At 39.8% G+C, this 21,335-nt stretch carries 19 protein-coding genes; 14 read left to right on the forward strand and 5 right to left on the reverse strand.

Annotation, left to right across the window (positions count from 1 at the left end; genetic code table 11):
* The first annotated feature begins 3 nt into the window (after positions 1 to 3).
* The 4 genes from IT6_RS08670 (at position 4) to IT6_RS08685 (ending at position 3,554) form a co-directional block, all read left to right on the forward strand.
* Positions 4 to 582: an anthranilate synthase component II gene (locus IT6_RS08670; protein ID WP_134439255.1), complete on the forward strand. Its 579-nt coding sequence runs from the start codon at positions 4 to 6 to the stop codon at positions 580 to 582.
* 19 nt (positions 583 to 601) lie between these two features.
* Positions 602 to 1,858, forward strand: coding sequence for a Glu/Leu/Phe/Val family dehydrogenase (locus IT6_RS08675; RefSeq protein ID WP_242524189.1), 1,257 nt, complete (start codon positions 602 to 604; stop codon positions 1,856 to 1,858).
* A gap of 196 nt (positions 1,859 to 2,054) precedes the next feature.
* Positions 2,055 to 2,867 (forward strand): dienelactone hydrolase family protein, encoded by an 813-nt coding sequence (locus IT6_RS08680; RefSeq protein ID WP_242524190.1) that lies wholly within the window; start codon positions 2,055 to 2,057, stop codon positions 2,865 to 2,867.
* Positions 2,868 to 2,879: 12 nt separating this feature from the next.
* Positions 2,880 to 3,554 (forward strand): lipoate--protein ligase family protein, encoded by a 675-nt coding sequence (locus IT6_RS08685; RefSeq protein ID WP_206826095.1) that lies wholly within the window; start codon positions 2,880 to 2,882, stop codon positions 3,552 to 3,554.
* 8 nt (positions 3,555 to 3,562) lie between these two features.
* Here the strand turns inward: IT6_RS08685 and ald are convergent, their stop codons facing one another.
* Positions 3,563 to 4,669 carry an alanine dehydrogenase gene (gene ald, locus IT6_RS08690; protein WP_206826096.1) on the reverse strand — a complete coding sequence of 369 codons (1,107 nt, stop codon included), beginning with the start codon at positions 4,667 to 4,669 and terminating at the stop codon, positions 3,563 to 3,565.
* Positions 4,670 to 4,835: 166 nt separating this feature from the next.
* Here ald and IT6_RS08695 point away from each other — a divergent pair, with 166 nt between their 5' ends.
* From IT6_RS08695 to recO, 5 genes are all read left to right on the forward strand, one after another.
* On the forward strand, positions 4,836 to 5,375 hold the full coding sequence (locus tag IT6_RS08695; protein WP_134439259.1) for an NADPH-dependent FMN reductase: 540 nt from the start codon (positions 4,836 to 4,838) through the stop codon (positions 5,373 to 5,375).
* 689 nt (positions 5,376 to 6,064) lie between these two features.
* Positions 6,065 to 7,036, forward strand: coding sequence for a PhoH family protein (locus IT6_RS08700; RefSeq protein ID WP_206826097.1), 972 nt, complete (start codon positions 6,065 to 6,067; stop codon positions 7,034 to 7,036).
* Positions 7,033 to 8,652: an HD family phosphohydrolase gene (locus IT6_RS08705; RefSeq protein WP_206826099.1), complete on the forward strand. Its 1,620-nt coding sequence runs from the start codon at positions 7,033 to 7,035 to the stop codon at positions 8,650 to 8,652. The genes IT6_RS08700 and IT6_RS08705 overlap by 4 nt, the downstream gene beginning before the upstream one ends.
* A gap of 37 nt (positions 8,653 to 8,689) precedes the next feature.
* Entirely contained in the window at positions 8,690 to 8,977 is a 288-nt protein-coding gene (ybeY, locus tag IT6_RS08710) for an rRNA maturation RNase YbeY (protein ID WP_242524192.1), read from the forward strand.
* 4 nt (positions 8,978 to 8,981) lie between these two features.
* Positions 8,982 to 9,539 carry a DNA repair protein RecO gene (gene recO / locus IT6_RS08715; RefSeq protein WP_134439263.1) on the forward strand — a complete coding sequence of 186 codons (558 nt, stop codon included), beginning with the start codon at positions 8,982 to 8,984 and terminating at the stop codon, positions 9,537 to 9,539.
* A 30-nt stretch (positions 9,540 to 9,569) separates the two neighbouring features.
* On the opposite strand, the gene IT6_RS08720 is transcribed toward recO, so the two are convergent.
* Both IT6_RS08720 and IT6_RS08725 read right to left on the reverse strand, forming a co-directional pair.
* The gene (locus IT6_RS08720; protein WP_206826101.1) at positions 9,570 to 11,741 is read right to left on the reverse strand and encodes an AMP-binding protein; all 2,172 of its coding nucleotides are present in this window, start codon (positions 11,739 to 11,741) and stop codon (positions 9,570 to 9,572) included.
* An 88-nt stretch (positions 11,742 to 11,829) separates the two neighbouring features.
* The gene (locus IT6_RS08725) at positions 11,830 to 12,951 is read right to left on the reverse strand and encodes a glycoside hydrolase family 3 N-terminal domain-containing protein (protein WP_134439265.1); all 1,122 of its coding nucleotides are present in this window, start codon (positions 12,949 to 12,951) and stop codon (positions 11,830 to 11,832) included.
* Positions 12,952 to 13,285: 334 nt separating this feature from the next.
* Here IT6_RS08725 and IT6_RS08730 point away from each other — a divergent pair, with 334 nt between their 5' ends.
* The 4 genes from IT6_RS08730 to IT6_RS08745 all read left to right on the forward strand — a co-directional run bounded on the left by IT6_RS08730 (position 13,286) and on the right by IT6_RS08745 (position 16,854).
* Complete coding sequence (locus IT6_RS08730) at positions 13,286 to 13,561, forward strand: acylphosphatase (RefSeq protein ID WP_134439266.1); 276 nt, start codon at positions 13,286 to 13,288, stop codon at positions 13,559 to 13,561.
* 125 nt (positions 13,562 to 13,686) lie between these two features.
* Positions 13,687 to 14,160 (forward strand): acetolactate synthase small subunit, encoded by a 474-nt coding sequence (ilvN, locus tag IT6_RS08735; protein WP_134439267.1) that lies wholly within the window; start codon positions 13,687 to 13,689, stop codon positions 14,158 to 14,160.
* A gap of 120 nt (positions 14,161 to 14,280) precedes the next feature.
* A complete protein-coding gene (gene ilvC, locus IT6_RS08740) occupies positions 14,281 to 15,315 on the forward strand; it encodes a ketol-acid reductoisomerase (RefSeq protein WP_206826103.1) in 1,035 nt (344 codons plus the stop codon).
* Positions 15,316 to 15,336: 21 nt separating this feature from the next.
* On the forward strand, positions 15,337 to 16,854 hold the full coding sequence (locus tag IT6_RS08745; RefSeq protein ID WP_242524193.1) for a 2-isopropylmalate synthase: 1,518 nt from the start codon (positions 15,337 to 15,339) through the stop codon (positions 16,852 to 16,854).
* Positions 16,855 to 16,915: 61 nt separating this feature from the next.
* Here the strand turns inward: IT6_RS08745 and IT6_RS08750 are convergent, their stop codons facing one another.
* Positions 16,916 to 17,128, reverse strand: coding sequence for a hypothetical protein (locus IT6_RS08750; protein ID WP_242524194.1), 213 nt, complete (start codon positions 17,126 to 17,128; stop codon positions 16,916 to 16,918).
* 307 nt (positions 17,129 to 17,435) lie between these two features.
* Positions 17,436 to 20,213, reverse strand: a complete 2,778-nt coding sequence (ppc, locus tag IT6_RS08755) for a phosphoenolpyruvate carboxylase (RefSeq protein ID WP_242524195.1) — start codon at positions 20,211 to 20,213, stop codon at positions 17,436 to 17,438.
* A 178-nt stretch (positions 20,214 to 20,391) separates the two neighbouring features.
* On the opposite strand from ppc, the gene IT6_RS08760 reads away from it, so the two are divergent.
* Positions 20,392 to 21,333, forward strand: a complete 942-nt coding sequence (locus IT6_RS08760; RefSeq protein WP_134439271.1) for a tyrosine-type recombinase/integrase — start codon at positions 20,392 to 20,394, stop codon at positions 21,331 to 21,333.
* Positions 21,334 to 21,335: the final 2 nt, after the last annotated feature.

Raw genomic sequence — 21,335 nt, forward strand, 5'->3', positions numbered from 1 at the left:
TTTATGCTTCTTGTCATCGATAACTATGATTCTTTCACCTATAACCTTGTTCAATATTTTGGGGAGCTGGGTATAGAACCCACAGTTTTTAGGAACGATCAGATCAGCGTCGATGAGGTTGTTAAACTTTCCCCTGATTTTATTGTCATATCTCCTGGTCCCAAAGGGCCGGATGATGCGGGTATTTCTTGTGAACTGATCCATCGGTTAGGCCCTTTTGTTCCCATTCTAGGCGTTTGTCTTGGACATCAATGTATAGGTCAGATTTATGGAGCAAAAGTGGTTAGGGCAAGAAGGTTAATGCATGGGAAAACTTCTCCCATTTATCATAATGGAGAAGATCTGTTTGTTGGTTTGCCTAATCCTTTTGAGGCAACTCGGTATCATTCACTGATTGTTGAAAGGGATAGCATTCCTTCTTGTCTTAAAATTACTGCTTGGACAGAGGAAAATGAAGTAATGGGGCTTGCTCATACGCAGAATCCCGTTTTTGGGGTACAGTTTCATCCTGAATCTATATTGACCAAGGAAGGAAAAAGGCTTTTAAAAAATTTTCTGTCTCTTAAAGAACGAGTTTTTTAATCTTTTACCCGATAAAACCATGGATTTTCTTCTTTCTGATCCTACTTTTTCGATGGCTTGTAAACAATTTGATCGAGTAGCCCAATTTTTGGATCTTCCTGAAAAAACTCAAAAGATCATTAAATGGCCTCAAAGATCGCTTTCCGTGACTTTTCCTGTGAAAATGGATGATGGAAAAATAAAGATGTTTTCAGGCTATCGGGTTCAACATCATCTCGCTTTAGGACCGACTAAAGGGGGGATCAGATTTGATCCGGATGTAACTTTGGGAGAGATATCGGCTTTGGCTATGTGGATGAGCTGGAAATGCGCTTTAGTCGGATTGCCTTTTGGAGGAGCTAAAGGGGGTGTATGTTGCAACCCTATGGAAATGAGTAAAAAGGAACTTGAAGGATTGACCCGAAGATATACGCAAGAGTTGATCCCTTTTATTGGGCCGCAAAAAGATATTCCTGCACCAGACATAGGGACAAACGAGCAGATCATGGCTTGGATGATGGATACCTATTCCATGCAGGTTGGCTATCCTGTGCCTGTGGTGGTTACGGGAAAACCAGTGACTATTGGGGGATCTTTGGGAAGGAGAGAAGCAACGGGTAGGGGAGTCGCTTTTCTTGTCAAAAAAGCGATCGAGTTTTTAAAAATATCCGGTCCGCTGCGAATTATTGTGCAAGGTTTTGGCAATGTAGGAAGTGTATGTGCATATCAACTTGTCAAAGAAGGAGCTATACTTGTGGGGGTTTCAGATCTAACAGGGGCTCTTTATAATCCTAAGGGAATTGATTACTTGCGCCTGGTTGCCTATAAAGAAAAAACAGGGAAATTAGCTGGTTTTTCTGGAGCAGATGAAATGGATGGGGTTGAGTTGCTTTGCCAACATTGCGATGTTTTGATTCCCGCAGCTAAAGAAAGAGTGATTACTGAGGGTATTGCTGAAAAATTGCGGTGTCGGATCCTTGCTGAAGGGGCAAATGGTCCTACAACACCTGAAGCTGACAGTATTCTAGAACAGAGGGATGATATATTCATTATTCCTGATATTTTATGCAATTCAGGTGGAGTTATTGTGAGTTACTTTGAATGGGTACAAGATATGCAAAGTTATTTTTGGTCAGAAGCCGAAGTTTTCAATGCTCTATGTCGTATTTTATCTGGGGCATTAAATTCTGTAATGAAATTTTCTCATCAAAAAAAGGTATCTACAAGAATTGCAGCTCTTTCATTAGGTATTAAAAAGGTAGCTGAGGCAAAAGAGATGCGGGGGATATTCCCCTGAACGGGAAGGAGTAAACATTCAAGAGTTTTTTCTTATTTTTATTTGATCTTTTAACTAACTCTTTTCGATTGTATGCCTTTTTCTCATTAAAATTGTTCATCAATCTGAAATGTGCAAAAAGAGTAAAATAACATTATTCAGTTTCCTTTTGGTTGTATCATTATTGGCTCAAAGTCTATTTGGCTTTAGCGGTTTAGTGCAATCTGAAAGCAGTTCATCAATACTTGTTAAACCTGCTGGTGTAGAAAAAGAAAATCCTTCTCCTCAGCCGGCTGAACCCATTTTACGAGGCGCATTGGTAAAATTAACAGATTTTGGCTCAGACGATGTGGGTTATCTCTCAATTCCTGACCAGGAACCAAAGGGTGGAGTTGTTCTTGTTCCAGGAAAATGGGGAATGAGTCAAGGCATTAAATTTCTTGCCGATCGGTTTTCCAAGGAAGGTTACGTGGCTCTGGCTGTGGACCTTTTCAATGGAATAGTTCCTAAAGATAGCTCCTATGCGGCCGATCTTAGCCGATTTGTTAGGGAAGATTCAGCCCTAGGAGTGATATCGGCGGCTGTACGATTTCTTCACGAAAGCCCAAGGTTTCATACGGATAAGGTAGGGATAGTGGGATGGGATCTAGGGGGAGAATATACCTTTGAGGCAGCCTTAACCATAAAGGGAATAGAGGCGGCAATTATTTATTATGGAGAAGTGGACACCGAAAAAAAGAAACTGGCAAAGCTGCGGGTTCCTCTTTGTTATTTTTATGCTGAAAAGGATAAAACCATTTCTAAAGAAAAAATAATTCGTTTTGTCAATATGCTTGAAGAAGAAAAAAAGCCGCTCGCTTTTTATAGTTTTGATACCCAGGAAGGATTTGCCGATCCTTCAAGTTCAAATTACGATCCCACTAATGCTGAAGCCGCATGGCATATTTCAATCGATTTTTTGGAAAAGAAATTTAATTCTCCTAAAAAAGAGATGGGACTTTTAGAAAAGATTATTCACAGCAAAGATTAACTGGACTGAGAAATGTTTCCGGAGCCTCACACTTGGAGTTTAGTCATTAATGATCCATTTGATGGAGAATTCAACATGGCTCTTGACGAGGCCTATCTTGGTTTTGTTCCACGACCTTTATTGAGGATCTATAGGTTTGCAGAACCGATGCTCTCTATCGGTTATTTCCAAAAATGGAAAGAGATTATCCAGGACGAACCTTTTGTGCGTCGCTATACGGGTGGGGGTGCCGTTTATCATGGTAAAGATTGTATCTATGCTTTGGTAATCCCCAAAGATCATCATCTGGTTCACTTATCTGCCCAAGAATCGTATTATTCCATTCATAAGGCTCTAGATAGTGGAATGCGTCGGTTAGGTTTCAAAACAGAATTTTATGAAGATGAAAAAAAATATGATGGGAGCTTTTGTTTTTTGAAACCAGTCAAATATGATTTGATGTGGGGAAGCAAAAAAATTGCTGGAGCAGCACAAAGGAGAAATCGGCAAGGACTTCTGCATCAAGGCAGTATCGTTATTCCCGAAGAAATCTCTTTTGAAGATATAGCAGTGGCCATTGTTGAAGGTTTTGAAGAAACATTTAAAGTTGATTTTCATAAGGAAGATATTGATCCATCTGTATGGACTCGGGCGATAGAGCTAGAAGAAAGAAAATATAAAAGCATTGAGTGGAATTATATGCGCTGAGAAAACTCTCACAAGAACTTTTCAATAGGGCTCCATGGCATGTTGAAGGTTTCAGCAACAGCCCTGCAGCTAAGTTCTCCCTTTATAGTATTAATAGCGGTTTTGATTGAAGGGTTATATTGAGCAGCTGCAAGTCCATTATTTGCAAGAAGCTCGATCCAGTAGAAAGTAGCATTTGTTAAGGCAGCTGTTGCTGTTTTGGGAACAGTTGCAGGAATATTCGCTACTGCATAATGGATGACTCCGTCTTTGACAAAAGTAGGATTATCATGGGTAGTCGGTTTATCGACCGTCTCAATACAACCACCTTGATCAATGGATATATCCATGACGGCACTGCCGGGTTTCATTTTTTTGATCATCTGCCGTGTAATCACTTTGGGTGATTTAGCTCCAGGGTTAAGTACAGCTCCTATTAAGAGGTCAAAGGATTGTATCCTTTCTTCAACGGCGTAAGGAGTGGCCATAATCGTTTTAATTCTAGCACCAAAAAGATCATCCAGAAATCGTAGCCTTTTCAGATCACTATCAAATACGGTAACATCAGCTCCTAGTCCCAAAGCCATTTTCATTGCATTGCTCCCAACCGTTCCTCCTCCTACAATAGCTACTCGCGCGGGTTCTACTCCAGGTACCCCTCCTAGAAGAATTCCTGCTCCTCCGTGATTCTTTTCGAGGATCCGAGCTCCATGTTGGATTGCAACCCTGCCGGCAATTTCGCTCATCGGAATCAGAAGAGGTAAACTTCCATCGGGAAGCTGAAGAGTTTCATAGGCAAAAGAAGTGACCTCTTTTTGAAGGAGAATCTCGGTCAGTTGTCGGTTTGCTGCCAGATGCAAGAAAGCAAAAAGCATCATATTCTTCCTAAAATAATGATATTCCTCCTGTAGGGGCTCTTTAACTTTGATGACCAGTTCATTATTCCATGCCTCTTCTGTAGGTACGATCTGTGCACCAGCTCTACAATAATCTTCATTCGTATAGCCGCTGCCTTCTCCGGCATTTTTTTCTATGTATACAGAGTGTCCCAACTCAACAAGGCGTCTTGCTCCTGAAGGGCTAAGGGACACTCTATATTCACCTTGTTTTATTTCTTTAGGAACTCCAATGTGCATAATATCTATCGAGTGGACTGAATAGGGTTGATCAGATTAATTTTATTGTAAAAACTCATATAAAGGTAGATTTCGACAAATGATCGCCTTTAGATAAGGCTATGTCAAAAGGAGTTTTTACTGTACAGTCTTGTGAATGTGTATTAAAGAGATTTTTCTTTAGTTTATGATCGGCATATTAGTAGGAACAAATAGAGTCGGCAGTAAAAGTAGGCTTGTCGCAGCTCAGCTTGTACGGCTGTACGCCAAGCTTGATCAGAAAATAGAGGTGATTGATTTGGGAGCCTTGCCAAAAGAAGCATGGTCAGGAACGGTTTTTAAGAAACTTCCCCTTTCAATTCTACCTATGGTAAGACGAACAGTGGATTGCAAAGGTCTAGTTGTCGTCTATCCTGAATACAATGGCAGTATACCCGGTTCCTTAAAGCATTATATCGATATTCTTCCTTATCCAGAAGCTCTTGCAAGAAAACCGGTTTGTCTGGTGGGTGTGGCTCATGGAGCATTTGGAGCTTTGAGGGCGTCCATGCATCTTGAATCTATTCTCTTTTATAGAAGAGCAGCGATTTATCCTTTTCCTTTGTATTTACCCAAAGTCGATGAACTTCTTGATGGCAGATGTGGTATTAAAAGAGAAGATATCCAAAAGAAAATGCTTGAGCAATCGGTGGGTTTTTTGGAATTTGTGAGAAAAAGTGCTCTTTAAGATCTTCTTTTTGCATTCCTATCCTAAGAAAATTTTTTCTGTCCTAATCATCGGTAGTATTAACCAGATCCCTGTTTTTCTTACTTTTATAGGATGCTGGACTCCAGCTTTAAAGTTGCGAAGGCACTAAATTTTCTTAGATTTTAATTTATAAGTGCAGATTGGCTGTCTTCTTAACATAGTTTTGTAAGGATTGGACTAGAAGAAAACACAACGCATGCGATCTGTTTTCCTCTGCTGTGAAAGTATTTAATCATTGAAAGCTCAAGCCTTATTGAGTCGTTATGTTTTAGCATAGGATTAAATTTTTTTTCGATACGAAGACGAAACACTTTTGGGTTAAACTGAATTTTTTCAAAATTCGATAATCTTTAGTGTTTTCGATTTCAAAACTTTTTTGACATTGACTCCACTTTTAAAAGATGGTAATGATTAAATAAAAAATAAGAAATTGTATAATTTTGTGATTGATTTTGATTTATAATTTTCATGATTTGTAGTAGAAAGTATTTTCTTTTTAATAGCAAATTATCAAGACTGATTATTTCATCAATTTTTTTGGATTTTTCTCATCGATTAAGGTTAAGTTTCTTCTGTTTTCTATCCTATTTGTTTTTTCTAGTCTTTTCTTGTCGGCAATATAAGGATAAGCCCTTTGCCTTCAATTTCTTTTACCCTTATCTCAGCCCATGATTCATTCAGAAATTATTTCTTTTGAGAATGGTCGATTTGTTCATGAACTTTTTGCCAATGAAATAAAAAATGTACGTATCTTAGAAGAACGTTTTGGAGTAAAAGTCACAACAAGGGATGGATGGGTGCGTATTGATGGTGCCCCAGAGGGCGTCCAGAAAACAAAAAAAGTTTTTGATCAGTTGCAAGATGCTTTGGATAAAGGGTTAGAAATTGGCAAGAAGGATATTCATAATGCTATGGAGTTTGTTGAAAAAGAAAATGGGGTTGTTCTCAGTGATTTTCAGAGAGCAAAACTTGAAACTTCTTCCAGGAAACCACCTGTAGTTCCTAAAACTTTGAATCAGAAAAAATATATCCAGGCTATAAAAGAACATGAACTTGTTTTCGGGCTGGGTCCTGCAGGTACTGGAAAAACATTTCTTGCAGTTGCTGCTGCGGTAGCCGCTTTTCGAGCTGACGAAATCAAAAAGATCATCTTGACGCGTCCTGCTGTTGAGGCGGGCGAAGAACTTGGTTTCCTTCCAGGAGAGCTTGAGGATAAAATTTTCCCTTATTTGCGGCCCCTCTATGACGCTTTAGAAGAAATGCTTGATCCAGAGGAGTTAAAAAAAATGATTGATAAGGGGATAATAGAATTAGCTCCTCTTGCCTTCATGAGGGGAAGAACATTAAGTGGCAGTTTTATCATTCTTGACGAAGCTCAAAATACAACCACCGAACAGATGCTTATGTTTTTAACTCGTCTAGGCCAGAGGTCTCGCTGTGTAGTAACTGGAGATCCTACCCAGGTAGACCTTCCAAAGCATAGGAGTTCTGGTCTTTTCGAGGCGATTAACGCATTGAAGTCGGTATCGGGTATATATTTTTGCGAGTTTGGCGAAAAAGATGTCATTAGGCATAAACTTGTAAAAGATATTGTGGAAGCTTATAGAATACATAGGGCAAATTCTAAGAGTAATTTATGAAACCTCTATTGGAGCATCTTTTAGCCAGATTTAAAAGAGTGCAACAAGATAGAAAAAGAAGAATATTTGTTATCCCGAAATGGGAAAATCAACTCGAAACCAACGAGCCCATTCGCATTGCTATTTTTCTCTTTTTTATCTTCTTCTGTATCGTGTTAGGGCTTTTCGCCACTGGCCATGTTACTTATTCTCTGGTTTTCCTTTCCTTAATTTTGACAAGTTGTACAGCCATGGTTTTGAATTTGAGTCTACCTAAGATTTTTTATAGTAACTCAAAGCTTCTTTTGGTTTTTGCTGTGATCGCGATCAACTTATTGATTGCCAAGTCCGTCTATGTATGGTCAATCCATCAACCTGGGCTGGAATCAAGAGCGATCTATTTTTATGTATCGACCGCTGTAGCTCCCTTATTGGTTACGGCCTTGATTAACGTGAATGCGGGAGTTATCGTTGTTGTGCTTTCAAGTGTATTTATTTCCTTACTCGTTAATCCCAGCATACCCCTTTTAGCGAGCAATCTTCTTTCTGGAATTGTTGGGGTTTATTTTATTCAGAGGATCTGCCAAAGAAGAGATATTTTGAAGGCGGGTATCGCTGTTGGGCTTACAAGTCTAGTTTGTGCTGTGGGATTTGGAATAATCAATGGAGGAGATACTGACGTCCTCATTCAGCAAGCTTTTTTGAGCATTGGCATAGGGCTTTTTACAGCGGTACTGATAAACACTCTTTTGCCTCTTCTTGAAGAAATCTTTCAATTGAACACCGATTTTACATGGCTTGAATTATCTGATCTCAACCACACCTTACTCCGGAGGCTTGCTGCTGAAGCTCCGGGAACCTATCATCATAGTTTAATGGTTGCTAATATTGCCGAGGCGGCGGCAAATGCGATAGGTGAAAATGGCAGTCTATGCAGAGTAATGGCCTATTTTCACGATATTGGGAAGGTGATTAACCCTCAATATTTCGTTGAAAATCAGGGAGCCGATAATCCCCATTCCCGTCTAACTCCAGCAATGAGTGCTTTGGTGATTATTTCTCATGTAAAGGATGGAGTCGACCTCGCTTTGGAGCATCATTTGAGACGACCCGTTATTGATGCCATTCAGCAACATCATGGAACTTCTTTAGTCTACTATTTTTACAGAAAAGCTTTGCAGAATATTGAAGATTGTCGAATGGGAGTAAAAATTCTCAATATGGATGAAGGAGATCTGCCTGAAATTGACGAGTCTCGTTTTAGGTATCCAGGTCCCAAGCCTCAAACAAAAGAAATCGGTATTTTAATGCTTGCCGATTCCATTGAAAGTGCTTCGCGATGCTTGGAAAAACCTAGTCTTAAAGACATTGAACAACTTGTCGAAGATATTGTTTCTCAAAAATTGCATGATCATCAGCTTGATGAATGTCCATTGAGCATGAAAGAAATTACTGAAATAAAGAAAAGTTTTGTTTTTTCGTTGAAAACGATATTGCATACGCGCATTCATTATCCCAAGAATACCCAAAACGTTGAAAAATCGAGTGGTGGTGATTCAGAATCTTCAGAAAGAGGTCCTGTTGCCCTTATCCAGTCTAAGGAAGGGATGGAAATTAGCAGTGGAGTTCATTCCTAATCAGCTGCATTTACCTCAAAAAATTTACCTTGTTCTTTTGTCTTCTAAAACAATGGGAGAAATACATGGACTTTTTTTTAATGATCCCAGTCCAACGGATGTTATTAGTTTTGATTATGGTGAAATTTTGATTTGTCCCTTGGTTGCTGAAAGAGAAGCCCATAGCCGGTCTATTCCTGTCCTAAAAGAAGTTCTGCTTTATGGAATTCATGGCATGCTTCATCTTTGTGGGATGGATGATCGTAGAGAAGAAGAACGGAAACAGATGGAGGTGCAGCAGGAGTTCATTCTTAAGTCAATCTGGGAAAAGTTGGGATTTGCTTGATTTCATGGATAAAAGCCCCGGCCATATTGCATCAACCCTAGCGATCGCATATAGAAAATATCCTTTTTCTGAAACAAGCTCGATTATTTACTGGATAAGTCCTATAGGCTGTATAAAAACCCTTGCCAAAGGATCAAGAAGAGCTGGGACAGCTTCTTTTGCTCCAATAGATCTTTTTTATGAATGTGAGATTACTTTTTACATATCAAAAAAAAGCGATCTTTATTTGTTAAAAGAATATCGAATTGTCGATCCCATGCTTGCTTTGAGGAATAATTGGCCGACTTTTCTTTGTTCCAATTATTTCGCGGAATTAATTGCTCAAACAACTGAAGAAAGAACACCTATACCTGAAAGTTTTAACCTTCTTAAGAAAGCCCTTGGTTATATAAAAAAAACAGCTGTGAGTTTAAAGATTGTGGAGCTTTATGAAAAGCGGCTTTTATCAATCCATGGGCTAGAGGGAGGAGCAATAGATAAGCTCTATGCACAGGCCTCTTCGAGTGGAGCTAAAAAATTGTGGGAAACAAGAAAGAGATTAATGGATTGTCTCAAACCCTAAAAATCAAAACCTAAAAGATTGGTTAATCCTTTAAATTTGATCAGAATTATCTTGCTCTTGAGCGTTATTTTCTGGAGCTGCAGAGGAAGGAGTTGATTGGATTTCTTCTTTTGAAGCTAATAGCCTGCAGCGTTGGTAATCGATTTTACCCAAGGGTGTCTTGGGAAGAGAATTAAGAACAAGTACATGCTTGGGGATCCAAAGTCTTGAAAAACCTTGTGATACTAAACACTTTCTTATTTGCCAATTATAAACCTTTCGATTGATTAAAACGGCAAGTGTTTCACCTTTCTTAATGTCTGGAATACCGACGACCGCAATTTCAAAGTCTTCTCCCAATACTTCTTGTAATCCTTTTCTCAATCCTTCTTCGATAGTCCCATGAGGAACCATTTCACCTCCGATTTTAGAAAATCGACTGACCCTATCTTCAATGTATAGAAACCCATCGTTATCCAATGATCCCACATCTCCGCTGACATACCAACCATCTCGAAAGGAAGCGGCTGTCCTGAGCGGGTCATCGAGATAACCACCGAAGATGTTTGCCCCTTTAAAACTTAATATTCCCCGGGCTGAAAGAGTAAGTTCTTTTAGTGTTTCTTGGTCAAATATCCGGATGGATATTCCCGCTGCAAGTTGTCCGACGCTTCCCGGCCTGTTTCTTTGGTTATAGGTAGTTGAGCTCAGTGTCTGGAAAGGATCTATCACATTGGAACTAATGACGGGAGAGGCTTCTGTTGTCCCATATCCTTCACAAACAGGTATTCCAAACTTCGATTCGAAATCTGCTGCAAGTTGTCTTTGTAACTTTTCTGATCCCGTAATGACAATTTTGAGGCTGCGTAGTTTTTCGGGTGGTACTTTTTTAACATACTGACGGAGAAAAGTGGGTGTTGTGATCAGCAGTTCGATCTGATACTGCTCAATGAGGGTGGCTAATTTATCGATTTCTAGAGGATTAACATAGCTGACCGTCAGCGGCCCTCCTAATATCGGCCACCAGAGACAGGTTGTTGAACCGAAACTATGAAAAATAGGAAGGGCTCCCAACAATTTTTTAATCGGAATACTAGAGAGGATGGTTTTGATTTGTGCGATATTGGCCAAAATGTTTTTGTGAGATAACGGGACTCCTTTGGGTTCACCAAAGGAACCACTCGTAAAAAGCAAAATGGCTTCTTTGTTAGCTCCCCTTTTAGGAATGCCCCAGAGAGTGGCCACGGTCTTCGGAGGCAAAAGATCGGCAATAAAAATGTGAAAAAAGAAAGAAAGCTTAGAAAAAGATTTGAGAAAACTTTCCGTTTCAATCGTTCTTTTAGGCCATGGGAAATCTTGAAGTTTTTCCCTCAATATCTTTGCACTAAATAGAGTTTTGACTTTCGATTTCTCAATCGCAATGAGGTTCATTGCGGAACCCGCTGTCATATTAAAATTGACAGGAATCTTTCCCGCAAGAACAACGGCTAAATTGATAATTATTGCTCCTGCACCTATGGGCAACAGTACACCTATTCGAGGCTCGGTTATATTTTTAGAAATCCAAGAAGCAACTCTTAAGGCTATTCCCAGTAAGACTTTTCCTGTAAGGACCTTCTGGGAATGCCCATCGATGAATATGGGATTATTTTTTCTCTGCTTTAGATAATAAATAGCTTGCCAACCGATATTCTCTTCAATTTCGGGCCGTAACAACAGAGCTTGGGAAGAAAGATCATAAAAGCTTTTTCTTAACCAATCCCTCCAATCTTCATGGAGGGTTTTGGGAGCACCTACAATGACCCTACTTGTAGAAGGATAAGAAGAGTCAAGGGGGCTGAAAAAATTATTCCAGAAAGAATCGATCCAGACGGGGATCACCAAGGATTCGATATGTTCAATCATATCGAGAACAAATTGAGGAAAACTTGTAACGTTGCCTTCAGGAAGTTGGGTGAGCCGTAGGATGATACCGACTAAAGTATTCGATCTGAGTTTATCTTGTAGCCACCGGACAGCCTCTTCTTTGTTCGTTTTTTCTAGGAAAAGAAATCCCTTTTCGAGGACCTGTTCCTCTTTTACATCTTTCAGTTCTCCTACAGCGATGATCAGCTGTCTAGAAAGGCTTTTCTCGAATTGCTCCACATCTTGAAGTGTCGCCGTATAAATCAACAATAAAGCCCCTTGAGAGGAGGGGATCCATTCCCTACCGATCCAGTCCATTAGGTCATTCCTTGAAATTGAAGTCAACTCTAAGAGGTCATCAATTTATCCCTCCTCCTAGATAAATTCAATTGCATAATAATCTTTTTCAGAATATTTCTACGGGTGATCGCTTCCCATCTTCAATAGACCTCTGCTTTGCTCTTTCTTTGCCGAGGACCTTTTCGCGAAGCGCATATATTTCATGGTCGATGTGTTGAAACTGCTCTTGGGAATAAGGAAGTGGAGGAGCAAGATGCATTCTAAAATTTTCAACTCTTCGAGCCGCTTGTTCCTTCACCGATTCAGGCAGCGCACTTAAAATAGCGGCAGCTTCCCTAATCAGGTGGAAACGGTGGCAGAGTAAAAGGATATCGACACCGGCTTTCAAGGACAATTCGAGAGTTTCTTTTAAAGAATAATGATTAATGATAGCCCCCATATCGATGTCATCTGAAAGGAGAAGTTTGTCAAAATGCCATTCTTTCCTTATAATATCTATGATTGGAGAGGATAGAGATGCGGGTAGGCCACTTGGGTCTAAATGCAAGTTACGGATGTGGGCGATCATGAAACTGTCACATAAATTTTGAAGGGTTCTAAAGGGAATCCATTCAAAAGCTTCGAGTTCATTTTTCGATTTGAAAGACTGCGGTAATTCAAGATGAGGATCACATGGAGCAAAGCTATATCCAGGGAAATGTTTGCCGCAGCAAAGAATCCCTTGAGATTTTAAACCTTCTATGAATGCTCTAGCAAAGCGACATACCTCTTGAGGGTCTGATGAAAAAGATCTTCCTTTTAAAGAGTTATGTTCCCTCTCGGGAGTATCCATATCAAGAACGGGAGCGAGATTGAAATTAAGACCAAAAAGCCGTAACAATTGAGCAGTCAGTTCCCCGTGTGCTCTGATCAATTCTAAATCCGCTTTTTCTCCAAGTTCTTTTGCACCAGGAGGTTCACTACCAAAAGCTTTTAACCTAGACACCCTTCCTCCTTCTTGATCGATTGTAAAAATAGGCTCATGCCCAACAAGATCTCTTAATTGATCGACAAGATTTCTAAAAGAGAGGGGATTTTCCAAGTTTCTAGAAAAAAAAATGAATCCTGCAGGCTGTACTTCACGAATGACATTAACTTCATCCTTGGAAAGGCCAGTTGCAGGCAGTCCTACGATGAGAAATCTTCCCCCATCGCAGAGCGCATTGTCTGAAGAAAAATATCCGCTCATAACTCTCTTTGTATAGGGCTGTTCCGAAACTTTGTAGCTTATTTTCCTTTACATATCCACGCTAAGTTTAACTGAACTTCAATTTTAGCCAAAGGTTTTTTAAAGCGAAATAGCAATCCTCTGGGAAATACCTTGACCCCTCCTTCAATCATGACAATACTATTAATGCTCTGTAGAGCGAAAGGCAAAAAGGATCAAGGGATGCAGTTGCTTTGGAATGAATCCTCATCGCAGCCATGGAAAATTTGCTTCATTAAGTATTTCTTATATAAAAAGCTTATTTTTGTCGGTTGAAAAACATTAATTCAGTTTTATAAAAGCCATTCCTATTGTCGTGAAGAAACAACTGAAAGCTTATTTTTATGGACATGTTCAGGGTGTAGGCTTTCGAGCAACAACTTGGAGAGTTGCCCAGTTTTATAATATTGATGGCATTGTGCGCAACTTAAGGGATGGAAGAGTAGAGTTGATTGTGGAGGGAGAAGAACAGACTATAAAGGATTTTATTAGAGAACTGACCCATAGCCACATGAAGTCTTATATCTCTCATGTGGATTTTATTTGGGGAGAAGCTGAAGGCAAATATATTCATTTTCATATCGTTCGTTGATGTGCTATGTGTTTATAGAAATGGCGGAAAGAAAAGAATTTTTTTAGTCCATCCCCAGAAGGGGAAAGGCATCACTAAGGATACTTTTTCTACAATGCAAACGACTGAAGCTCTTGATTCATTCTATGAGACATACATTATCCATCTTAGTTGCTAACCGGTTTGGGGTTCTGACAAGGATCGCCGAGCTTTTTAGCGGGCGAGGTTTTAATATTGATACTCTTAATGTGGGGCCAACGCATGACGAATCCATTTCACGAATGACAATAGTCGTCAAAGGTGACGATCAGGTTCTGGACCAAGTAACCAAGCAGTTAAACAAGCTTATTGATGTCTTGGCGGTTCAGGATTTCAGGGATGGAGAATATATAGATAGAGAACTTGTGTTGGTTAAAGTGGCAACGGGAAACAAAAGCCGAGCTGAACTTATGCAAATATGTGATATTTTCCGTGCGAAAATTGTGGATGTAGAGCCCAAAAATATGACTATCGAAGTAACAGGCGATGAAAGCAAGATTTCAAAATTTATTTTTCTTATGCAGGATTTTGGAATAATTGATTTGAGTAGAACAGGTAAAATCGCCTTGCCAAGAATTTAGAAAACAGGGATAGCGGGTAGAACAAAACAAGTTTTTCATGCTGACTCAAAGAAAGGGGTTGACAAAGTAAGATAAACACCGAGGCTTTTTATTATTTATCATCACTTTGGAGAGAACAAAATGACTAAAACCGTATTCCTTGATCAAGATGCTGATTTGTCCTTTCTTAAGGATAAGACGATTGGAGTGATTGGGTTTGGTTCGCAAGGACATGCCCATGCTTTGAATTTAAAAGAGAGTGGGCTGAATGTCGTCATTGGTCTTTACCCACAGAGTAAATCTATAGAAGTGGCTAGAAAATATGGTTTTGAGATTTTAACTAATGATGAGCTGGCAAAGAAAGCTGATATTCTTTTTTTTGCTGCACCGGATCTGGCCATTCCTGAAATTTACCTGACCCATATTGTCCCCAATCTTTCTGCAGGAAAGATTCTTGTTTTTGCCCATGGTTTCGTTATTCATTACAAGCTTGTTGTTCCTCCGCCTGATGTAGACGTTATTCTTGTGGCTCCAAAAGGTCCTGGTCATATTGTCAGGAGGGAATATGTCCAGGGAAGAGGGGTTCCTTCATTGATCGCAGTTTTTCAGGATAAGAGCGGGAAGGCAAAAGATATCGCTTTGGCGTGGGCAAAGGGTATAGGTTCAACTCGAGTGGGTGTCATTGAGACGACTTTCAGGGAAGAAACGGAGACGGATCTTTTCGGTGAACAGGCTGTTTTGTGCGGTGGACTCACATCTTTGATTACTGCTGGCTTTGAAACATTAGTAAGCAGTGGATACTCTCCTGAAATGGCTTATTTCGAATGTCTTCATGAAATGAAACTGATTGTTGATTTAATCTATGAGTCGGGAATATCTGGAATGAGGTTTTCCATATCGGAAACCGCCAAATGGGGAGATCTGACTGTGGGTCCTAAAATCATTGATGGTCATGTTAGAGAGAGTATGAAAAAGGTTCTAGAAGATATTCAAAACGGACAATTTGCTCAGCAATGGATTGAAGAAGTCAAAGCGGGTAAACCGAATTACAAGAAATTACTTGAGGAAGGGGCTGCGCATCAAATTGAAAAAGTGGGTGCAGAAATCCGCGCCCTTTTCCCTTGGCTTAAGAAAAGGAATCTTCAAGGTGTACAAGCTGCTTATGAAAGCTGCTAAAGGACCAGTAAACAATTGGAAATGACGCAAAATCGGCTTATTATCTTTGATACCACCTTAAGGGATGGTGAACAATGCCCAGGAGCCAGTATGACTTCCAGGCAGAAACTGGAAGTAGCCAAGCAATTAGCGCGGCTGGGTGTCGATGTGATTGAGGCAGGGTTCCCGGTTATAAGCCAGGGCGACTTCGAATCGGTGCGTGAAATTGCAACCCAGGTCAAAGGACCCAAGATTTGTGGCCTTGCTAGGTGTTTGCCTAAGGATATAGAAGCTGCAGCTTCAGCATTGGAAGCTGCAGGAGAAGCAGCCAGGATCCATGTTTTTCTTGCTACCTCTCAAATCCACCGAAAATACAAACTCGCCAAGGATGAAGAGGAGATCATGCGCATCGCTGTGGAGGGTGTCCGTCTGGCGAAGCGCTATATTAATGATGTAGAATTTTCTGCCGAAGATGCTTCTAGAACTGAGCCTGAGTTTTTGGCTAGGATTATTCAGAAAGTTATAGAAGCGGGAGCGACAACCGTTAATATTCCAGATACCGTAGGCTATGCCGTTCCTGAAGAGTTCGCCTCCCTTATTCGATACCTGTTTGACCATGTTCAAAATATTGATAAAGCCGTTGTTAGTGTTCATTGTCATAATGACTTAGGGCTTGCTGTTTCCAACTCCTTGGCAGCGATAAAAGCCGGAGCTAGGCAAGTTGAAGGGACTATCAATGGTATTGGGGAAAGGGCAGGTAATGCTGCCCTCGAGGAAATCATTATGGCTTTACACACTCGTGCCGACGCTTTTGGCAAGATCGAGACAGGGATCCAACTGAAAGAAATTCTTAGAACTTCTAGGCTTGTATCCAGAATGTCTGGGCTTGCGGTTCAACGCAATAAAGCAGTGGTTGGAGAAAATGCTTTTGCTCACGCAGCGGGAATCCATCAAGATGGGATTTTGAAAAAAAGGGAGACTTATGAGATCATCGATCCAAAGATCATTGGTTGGGAGCAAAGCGAACTGCCTTTAACCAAGCATAGTGGCCGGGCTGCTTTGGAAAACCGGCTTAAGCTGCTTGGTTTTGAATTAGAAAAAGAGGAGATCGACAACATTTTCTCTCAATTTAAAGAAATTGGGGACAAGAAAAAGTTTGTCTACGACGATGACCTGATTTCTCTTGTTGAAGGTCAAATGACTAGGGTAAAGGAGACTTATGAGCTTGAATATGCAGCTGTAACAGTATGTAGCGGTGGTATTCCCATGGCAACGATAAAGCTTAGGCATGGAGAAGAAGTTTTTGTCGATGCAAGCACAGGGGATGGGGCTGTAGATGCAGCCATGAAAGCTGTGGATAGGATTACAGGTCAACATGGGCATCTGGTTGAGTATGAGGTAAAATCTGTGACGGAAGGAAAAGATGCCATTGGAGAAGTCACCGTTAAGGTCAATTTTGGCTCAAAACACTTGATTACGGCTAAAGCCGCTTCGACTGATGTCCTGGAAGCCAGTATAAAAGCTTATCTCAATGCCGTCAATAAGGCATTGCTCTTATAGATTGTCTCTTTTCACAGAAACATTCTGTTGGCTCTTCCTATTGGAAATGGAAAAAAGAGGGCTAAAAGGGAGTGGGTGGAATATCAAAGATTTCGGATTCTGGCCTTAAATAAGGGATGAAATGATCAAAATTCAAAAACAAAATGAACAAAATATAACCGATCACCAGAGCTAAAATTATGGACAAAGAAGTCGTATCGAGCTCTTTTTTAAATCGGGAAGTAACCCGATCGTAAGAATGATGATGCTCAAAGTTTTTATAATTATTGTCCATTAAAATAACCTTTAACATAAATAATAGAATAGCAAAAAATATTTTTATATTTTTATTGATTTTTTGATAATAAATTTATGAACAAAGAGTTATATTCTTTACATGGCTGTTGTCGATAAGTAGCTTAAGCTTATCGACTTGGCTCATGTTCTACTCAATCTACTCAGAGCTAAAGCTGGGGATTCTAAGAGCAAAATTATTCTTGTTTTTATGGGCTCTTGCTTGTGCTACAACGAAAACGGAAAGGTTTTTTATCTTTTCAAGGATTGGAAGGTCAAAATCAGGGATACTTATCGGAACTGATCATCTATCCGGTATTTCTGAGACCTGCACTAATCCCGTTTATGGTCAACTCGATCACCGATCTTATTTTTTCTATTTCAGATGGAGTGGTTGCTTGGCTGGCTCGATTGCGTCTAATCATCTCCACCTGTATGTAGTTAAGAGGATCAACATAAGGATTTCTTAGTTGAATCGATCTTTGAAGAATGGGCTCATTATCAAGGATCTTGTCCTGTTGGGTAATTTTAAGGATCGTATCGACTGTCTTTTTATATTCGGCTTCTATTATAGAGAATATTCTTTCGGTTAATGCCTTGTCTGAAGCCAATGTGCAATATAATCTGGCGATATCGAGATCTGTTTTTGCCAAGGAAAGTTGGGCATTGTCAATAACCGTTTGAAAGAATGGCCATTTTTCATACATCCTTTGAAGAACAGACAAGGCTTTTGGATTCCTTTCAATAGTTTTTTGCAAACTAGAACCAATACCATACCAGCCGGGAATGACAAAACGGGTTTGCATCCAAGAAAACACCCAGGGAATAGCTCTCAGATCTTCAAAGTTGTTTGATTGGAATCTGAATATAGGACGGGATGCAATTTTTAAAGAGCCGATTTCATTGATTGGGGTGACTTCTTGCCAGAACCGCAAGAAATTAGCTTCATTTTGGAGTAAATGGATATAGGTGGCATAACTCTCTTCGGCAATATATTCTATTACTTTTTGCCATGATTTGGGCAGGATACTTTTTTTTCTACTTTTATGGACAGCTAAAAGAACGCCATAAGTGGTTTGTTCAAGGATACGGAAAGCGATATCGAAATCATGGTAACGTGTAGAAAGGACCTCTCCTTGTTCGGTAATCATGATTTTGCCGTCTAAGAGTCCCTTAGGTTGAGCTAAAATAGCTTTTGCTGCAGGCCCTCCACCGCGAGCAATTGTTCCTCCTCTGCCATGGAATAAAATGAGGTTGATGCCATGGGATTGACAGACCTCATGAAGTTTTTCCTGGATATGATAAAGCCACCAATTTGAGGTCATATATCCACAATCTTTGTTGCTATCTGAATATCCCAGCATGATGATCTGTCTATTGGCCCGATCTTGGAGGTACTTTCTGTAAAAAGGATGAGAAAGAAGGTTGTTAACTGTTTGAGGAGAAGATTTCAAATCTGAAAGCGTTTCAAAAAGGGGAGCAATATCAATAGTGCAATGACATATTTTACACAAATAGAGGACTTCAAGAATATCGGATAGTCCAGAAGTCATGCTTATAAGATAACAACCACAAGCTTCATTTCCGAGGATAGCCATGGATCTAGAAAAGACAAGAATGGGTCCAAGAACTTCTTTAAGTTTATCCGATGCTCGGGGATAAAGAGAAGAAAGGGAAGGAAATGGTCCTTTTAATAGGTTGTTAAGGAGTTCAACTTTTTCTTTTTCTTTAAGTAAAGCATAAGAAGGCTCAGTGTAACCGATAAGTTGCAAAATTTCTTCAAGAGCTTCTTGATGAATGGAGGAATGTTGGCGGATATCCAGAGAAAAAATATGGAGACCGAACACTTCAAGTCTCTGCGTAAGGTTTTGAAATTCTCCTTCCAGAAGGATCCCTGTGTTTGCAGCATTAAAATTCTCTTTTAATGCATCGAGGACTTCGGTAATTGCCTTAAGGGTATTGTCGGGTTTAGGTTCATTGAAAAAGTCGAGTAAATCATTCTCAGAGATTGTGCTTATGGCCTTTTCCACTTCTTTTTTTAAAGCCAAGAGAACCAACCGATAAGGTTCGTTGGGGTATCTCTCGTATTCTTCACGGAGCGAAGGGAAAGATTTAAGCTTTTCAGCCAAAATCCGAATAATTCTTTTTGTAGGGGCAATACGTAGGCTGGATACCGAGAAGATTTCAGAAAGTCGTTCAAGACTTTGGGAAATTTTGCTCAGTGCAAGGTTGCGATGAAGAATAAAAGTAGCCGCTGTCGTCGAAGTCGTAACCTGGCAATTGCCATCCCGATCTCCGCCAATCCATGAACCAAAGGATATCCATTTGGATTTCAAGGTTACTCCAGGGTAATAAATGCCCAAGACTCTTTTAAGTTCGTTGTGGAGTTCGGGAATGACATCCCAGAGGGTATGCTCAAAGTACCAAAGTCCGGTTCGTACTTCGTCAAGGACTTGAGGATTCTTTGATCTTGATCTTTCGGTAAGCCATAAGGAAGCGATCAATCTTTCTATAGTAGAATGAACGGCTTGAGAAGGCTTGGAATTGAGGGATTCTCTTTTTAGGTAAGAAGAAATTTCACAAAGTTTGTTTAATATGGTTTTTCTTTTTATTTCTGTGGGGTGAGCTGTAAAGACAAGGACTATTTCCATTTTATCAAGGATTTGCTGAATCTCCTCCTTGCTAACTTTAGCTTTTTTCAACTCGAAAAAGGCCGATTCAATGGACTCCTTGGGAATAGCTTTTTTGGGATGATTGAGTTGATCTAACCGCCGTTTTGTTAAAATGCGAACCCTGTAGTTTTCTTCAGCCATGTTGACAAGTTCGAAGTAGCATGTAAAAGCCATAGCCATCCGGTAAGCCATCTCTGTATCCAATCCTTGCACGATTTCAGACAATCTTTGTGTTGCTTCTGCTTTTCCTTTCCGACTTTCCTTGGCCAGTTTTCTTATGTTCTCCTCAATGGATAAGGTTGTTTCACCTTCCAAGTTCGTGATCACTTTTCCTAAAGTATCACCCAGAAAATGGATAGTCTTAGAGAGTAGAGAAAAATCATGTTCTGGAGAGATATGAAAAACTACTTTCACTTGTTTTTTAATATTAACGCCATCTAAATGAAAAATCTTTGGCAAAAATTTCAACAACTTTTAAAATAGAATACGAATAGTTGCTTAAACTTCTTTCTTTAGCCTTGAGCTGGAAATTCGTTGCTTTTAATCTTTTCTTTTTTCTAGAAAGAAAGATTATAAAAGAAAAAGTTTTTCGATGGATTTAAAAAAGAAGGCTCTTTTATCAGCTGAGATAACGGACTGGATAGAAAGATATATCCGTTATCTTTCTGAAAAGAAATTTTCTTTATATACATTAAGAAATTATGAACAGGCCTTGAAAGAATTTTTTTCTTTTGGAAATTGGCAATCTTGTAACGAAGTGGGAACTGAAGAATGTCGCAATTATCTTTACTTTCTTTGTAAAAGACCGGATTTAGGACAAAGTACCATTCGGGTACGATTTGCTGCACTCCGTTCCTTTTTTAAATTTTATTATAAGGAACAAAATATAGTCAAAGATAATCCCATTTCCTCTATTTTATTGCCCAAGTTGAAACGTAATTTACCCCGATATCTAAGTTTGGAACAGGTTCATGCGTTGCTTGAAGCTCCTCGACAAAAGTGGGAAAAGGAAAAGGAAAAAGGAAAGAAATCCAGATGGAATGAGTGGCAGTGGAAAAGAGACCAAGCATGGTTGGAAACGCTTTATGGGGGAGGTATTCGAGTTGGAGAGCTCAGCACACTTAAAAGGAAAAATTTTTTCCCTTCAGATCTTGCCATTCTTGTGGAAGGGAAACGGAAAAAAGAAAGATATTGTATTCTTGGGGAAGTTGCCACCGCTTCAATTTGTGCATATTTGGAAAGCTGTCCTTTTGATTCTGAGTTTCTTTTTGTTTCTTCCCGGGGTAAAGCTCTTACACCTCGATTTTTCCAACTCGCTTTAAAAGAATATTTGATTATTTCAGGCTTGGACCAATCAATAAGTCCCCATAAATTAAGGCATACATTTGCCACCCACCTGTTGGAAGGAGGAGCGGATTTGAGAAGTATCCAGGAACTGTTAGGTCATGCTCATCTTTCTACCACTCAAATATATACAGCGGTCAGTGCAGAGCATTTGAAAGAGTCTTATTTTCGAGCTCATCCAAGAGCTTGAAA

The sequence above is a fragment of the Methylacidiphilum caldifontis genome (assembly GCF_017310505.1).
GTDB classification, from domain to species: Bacteria; Verrucomicrobiota; Verrucomicrobiia; order Methylacidiphilales; family Methylacidiphilaceae; genus Methylacidiphilum; species Methylacidiphilum caldifontis.

Bases quoted from the DNA above. Each gene is read 5' to 3' on its own strand.
- IT6_RS08670 (WP_134439255.1), top strand. From the start codon at position 4: ATGCTTCTTGTCATCGATAACTATGATTCTTTCACCTATAACCTTGTT.
- IT6_RS08675 (WP_242524189.1), top strand. From the start codon at position 602: ATGGATTTTCTTCTTTCTGATCCTACTTTTTCGATGGCTTGTAAACAA.
- IT6_RS08685 (WP_206826095.1), top strand. From the start codon at position 2,880: ATGTTTCCGGAGCCTCACACTTGGAGTTTAGTCATTAATGATCCATTT.
- ald (WP_206826096.1), bottom strand. From the start codon at position 4,669: ATGCACATTGGAGTTCCTAAAGAAATAAAACAAGGTGAATATAGAGTG.
- IT6_RS08695 (WP_134439259.1), top strand. From the start codon at position 4,836: ATGATCGGCATATTAGTAGGAACAAATAGAGTCGGCAGTAAAAGTAGG.
- IT6_RS08700 (WP_206826097.1), top strand. From the start codon at position 6,065: ATGATTCATTCAGAAATTATTTCTTTTGAGAATGGTCGATTTGTTCAT.
- IT6_RS08705 (WP_206826099.1), top strand. From the start codon at position 7,033: ATGAAACCTCTATTGGAGCATCTTTTAGCCAGATTTAAAAGAGTGCAA.
- recO (WP_134439263.1), top strand. From the start codon at position 8,982: ATGGATAAAAGCCCCGGCCATATTGCATCAACCCTAGCGATCGCATAT.
- IT6_RS08720 (WP_206826101.1), bottom strand. From the start codon at position 11,741: ATGGACTGGATCGGTAGGGAATGGATCCCCTCCTCTCAAGGGGCTTTA.
- IT6_RS08725 (WP_134439265.1), bottom strand. From the start codon at position 12,951: ATGAGCGGATATTTTTCTTCAGACAATGCGCTCTGCGATGGGGGAAGA.
- ilvN (WP_134439267.1), top strand. From the start codon at position 13,687: ATGAGACATACATTATCCATCTTAGTTGCTAACCGGTTTGGGGTTCTG.
- ilvC (WP_206826103.1), top strand. From the start codon at position 14,281: ATGACTAAAACCGTATTCCTTGATCAAGATGCTGATTTGTCCTTTCTT.
- IT6_RS08745 (WP_242524193.1), top strand. From the start codon at position 15,337: ATGACGCAAAATCGGCTTATTATCTTTGATACCACCTTAAGGGATGGT.
- IT6_RS08750 (WP_242524194.1), bottom strand. From the start codon at position 17,128: ATGGACAATAATTATAAAAACTTTGAGCATCATCATTCTTACGATCGG.
- IT6_RS08760 (WP_134439271.1), top strand. From the start codon at position 20,392: ATGGATTTAAAAAAGAAGGCTCTTTTATCAGCTGAGATAACGGACTGG.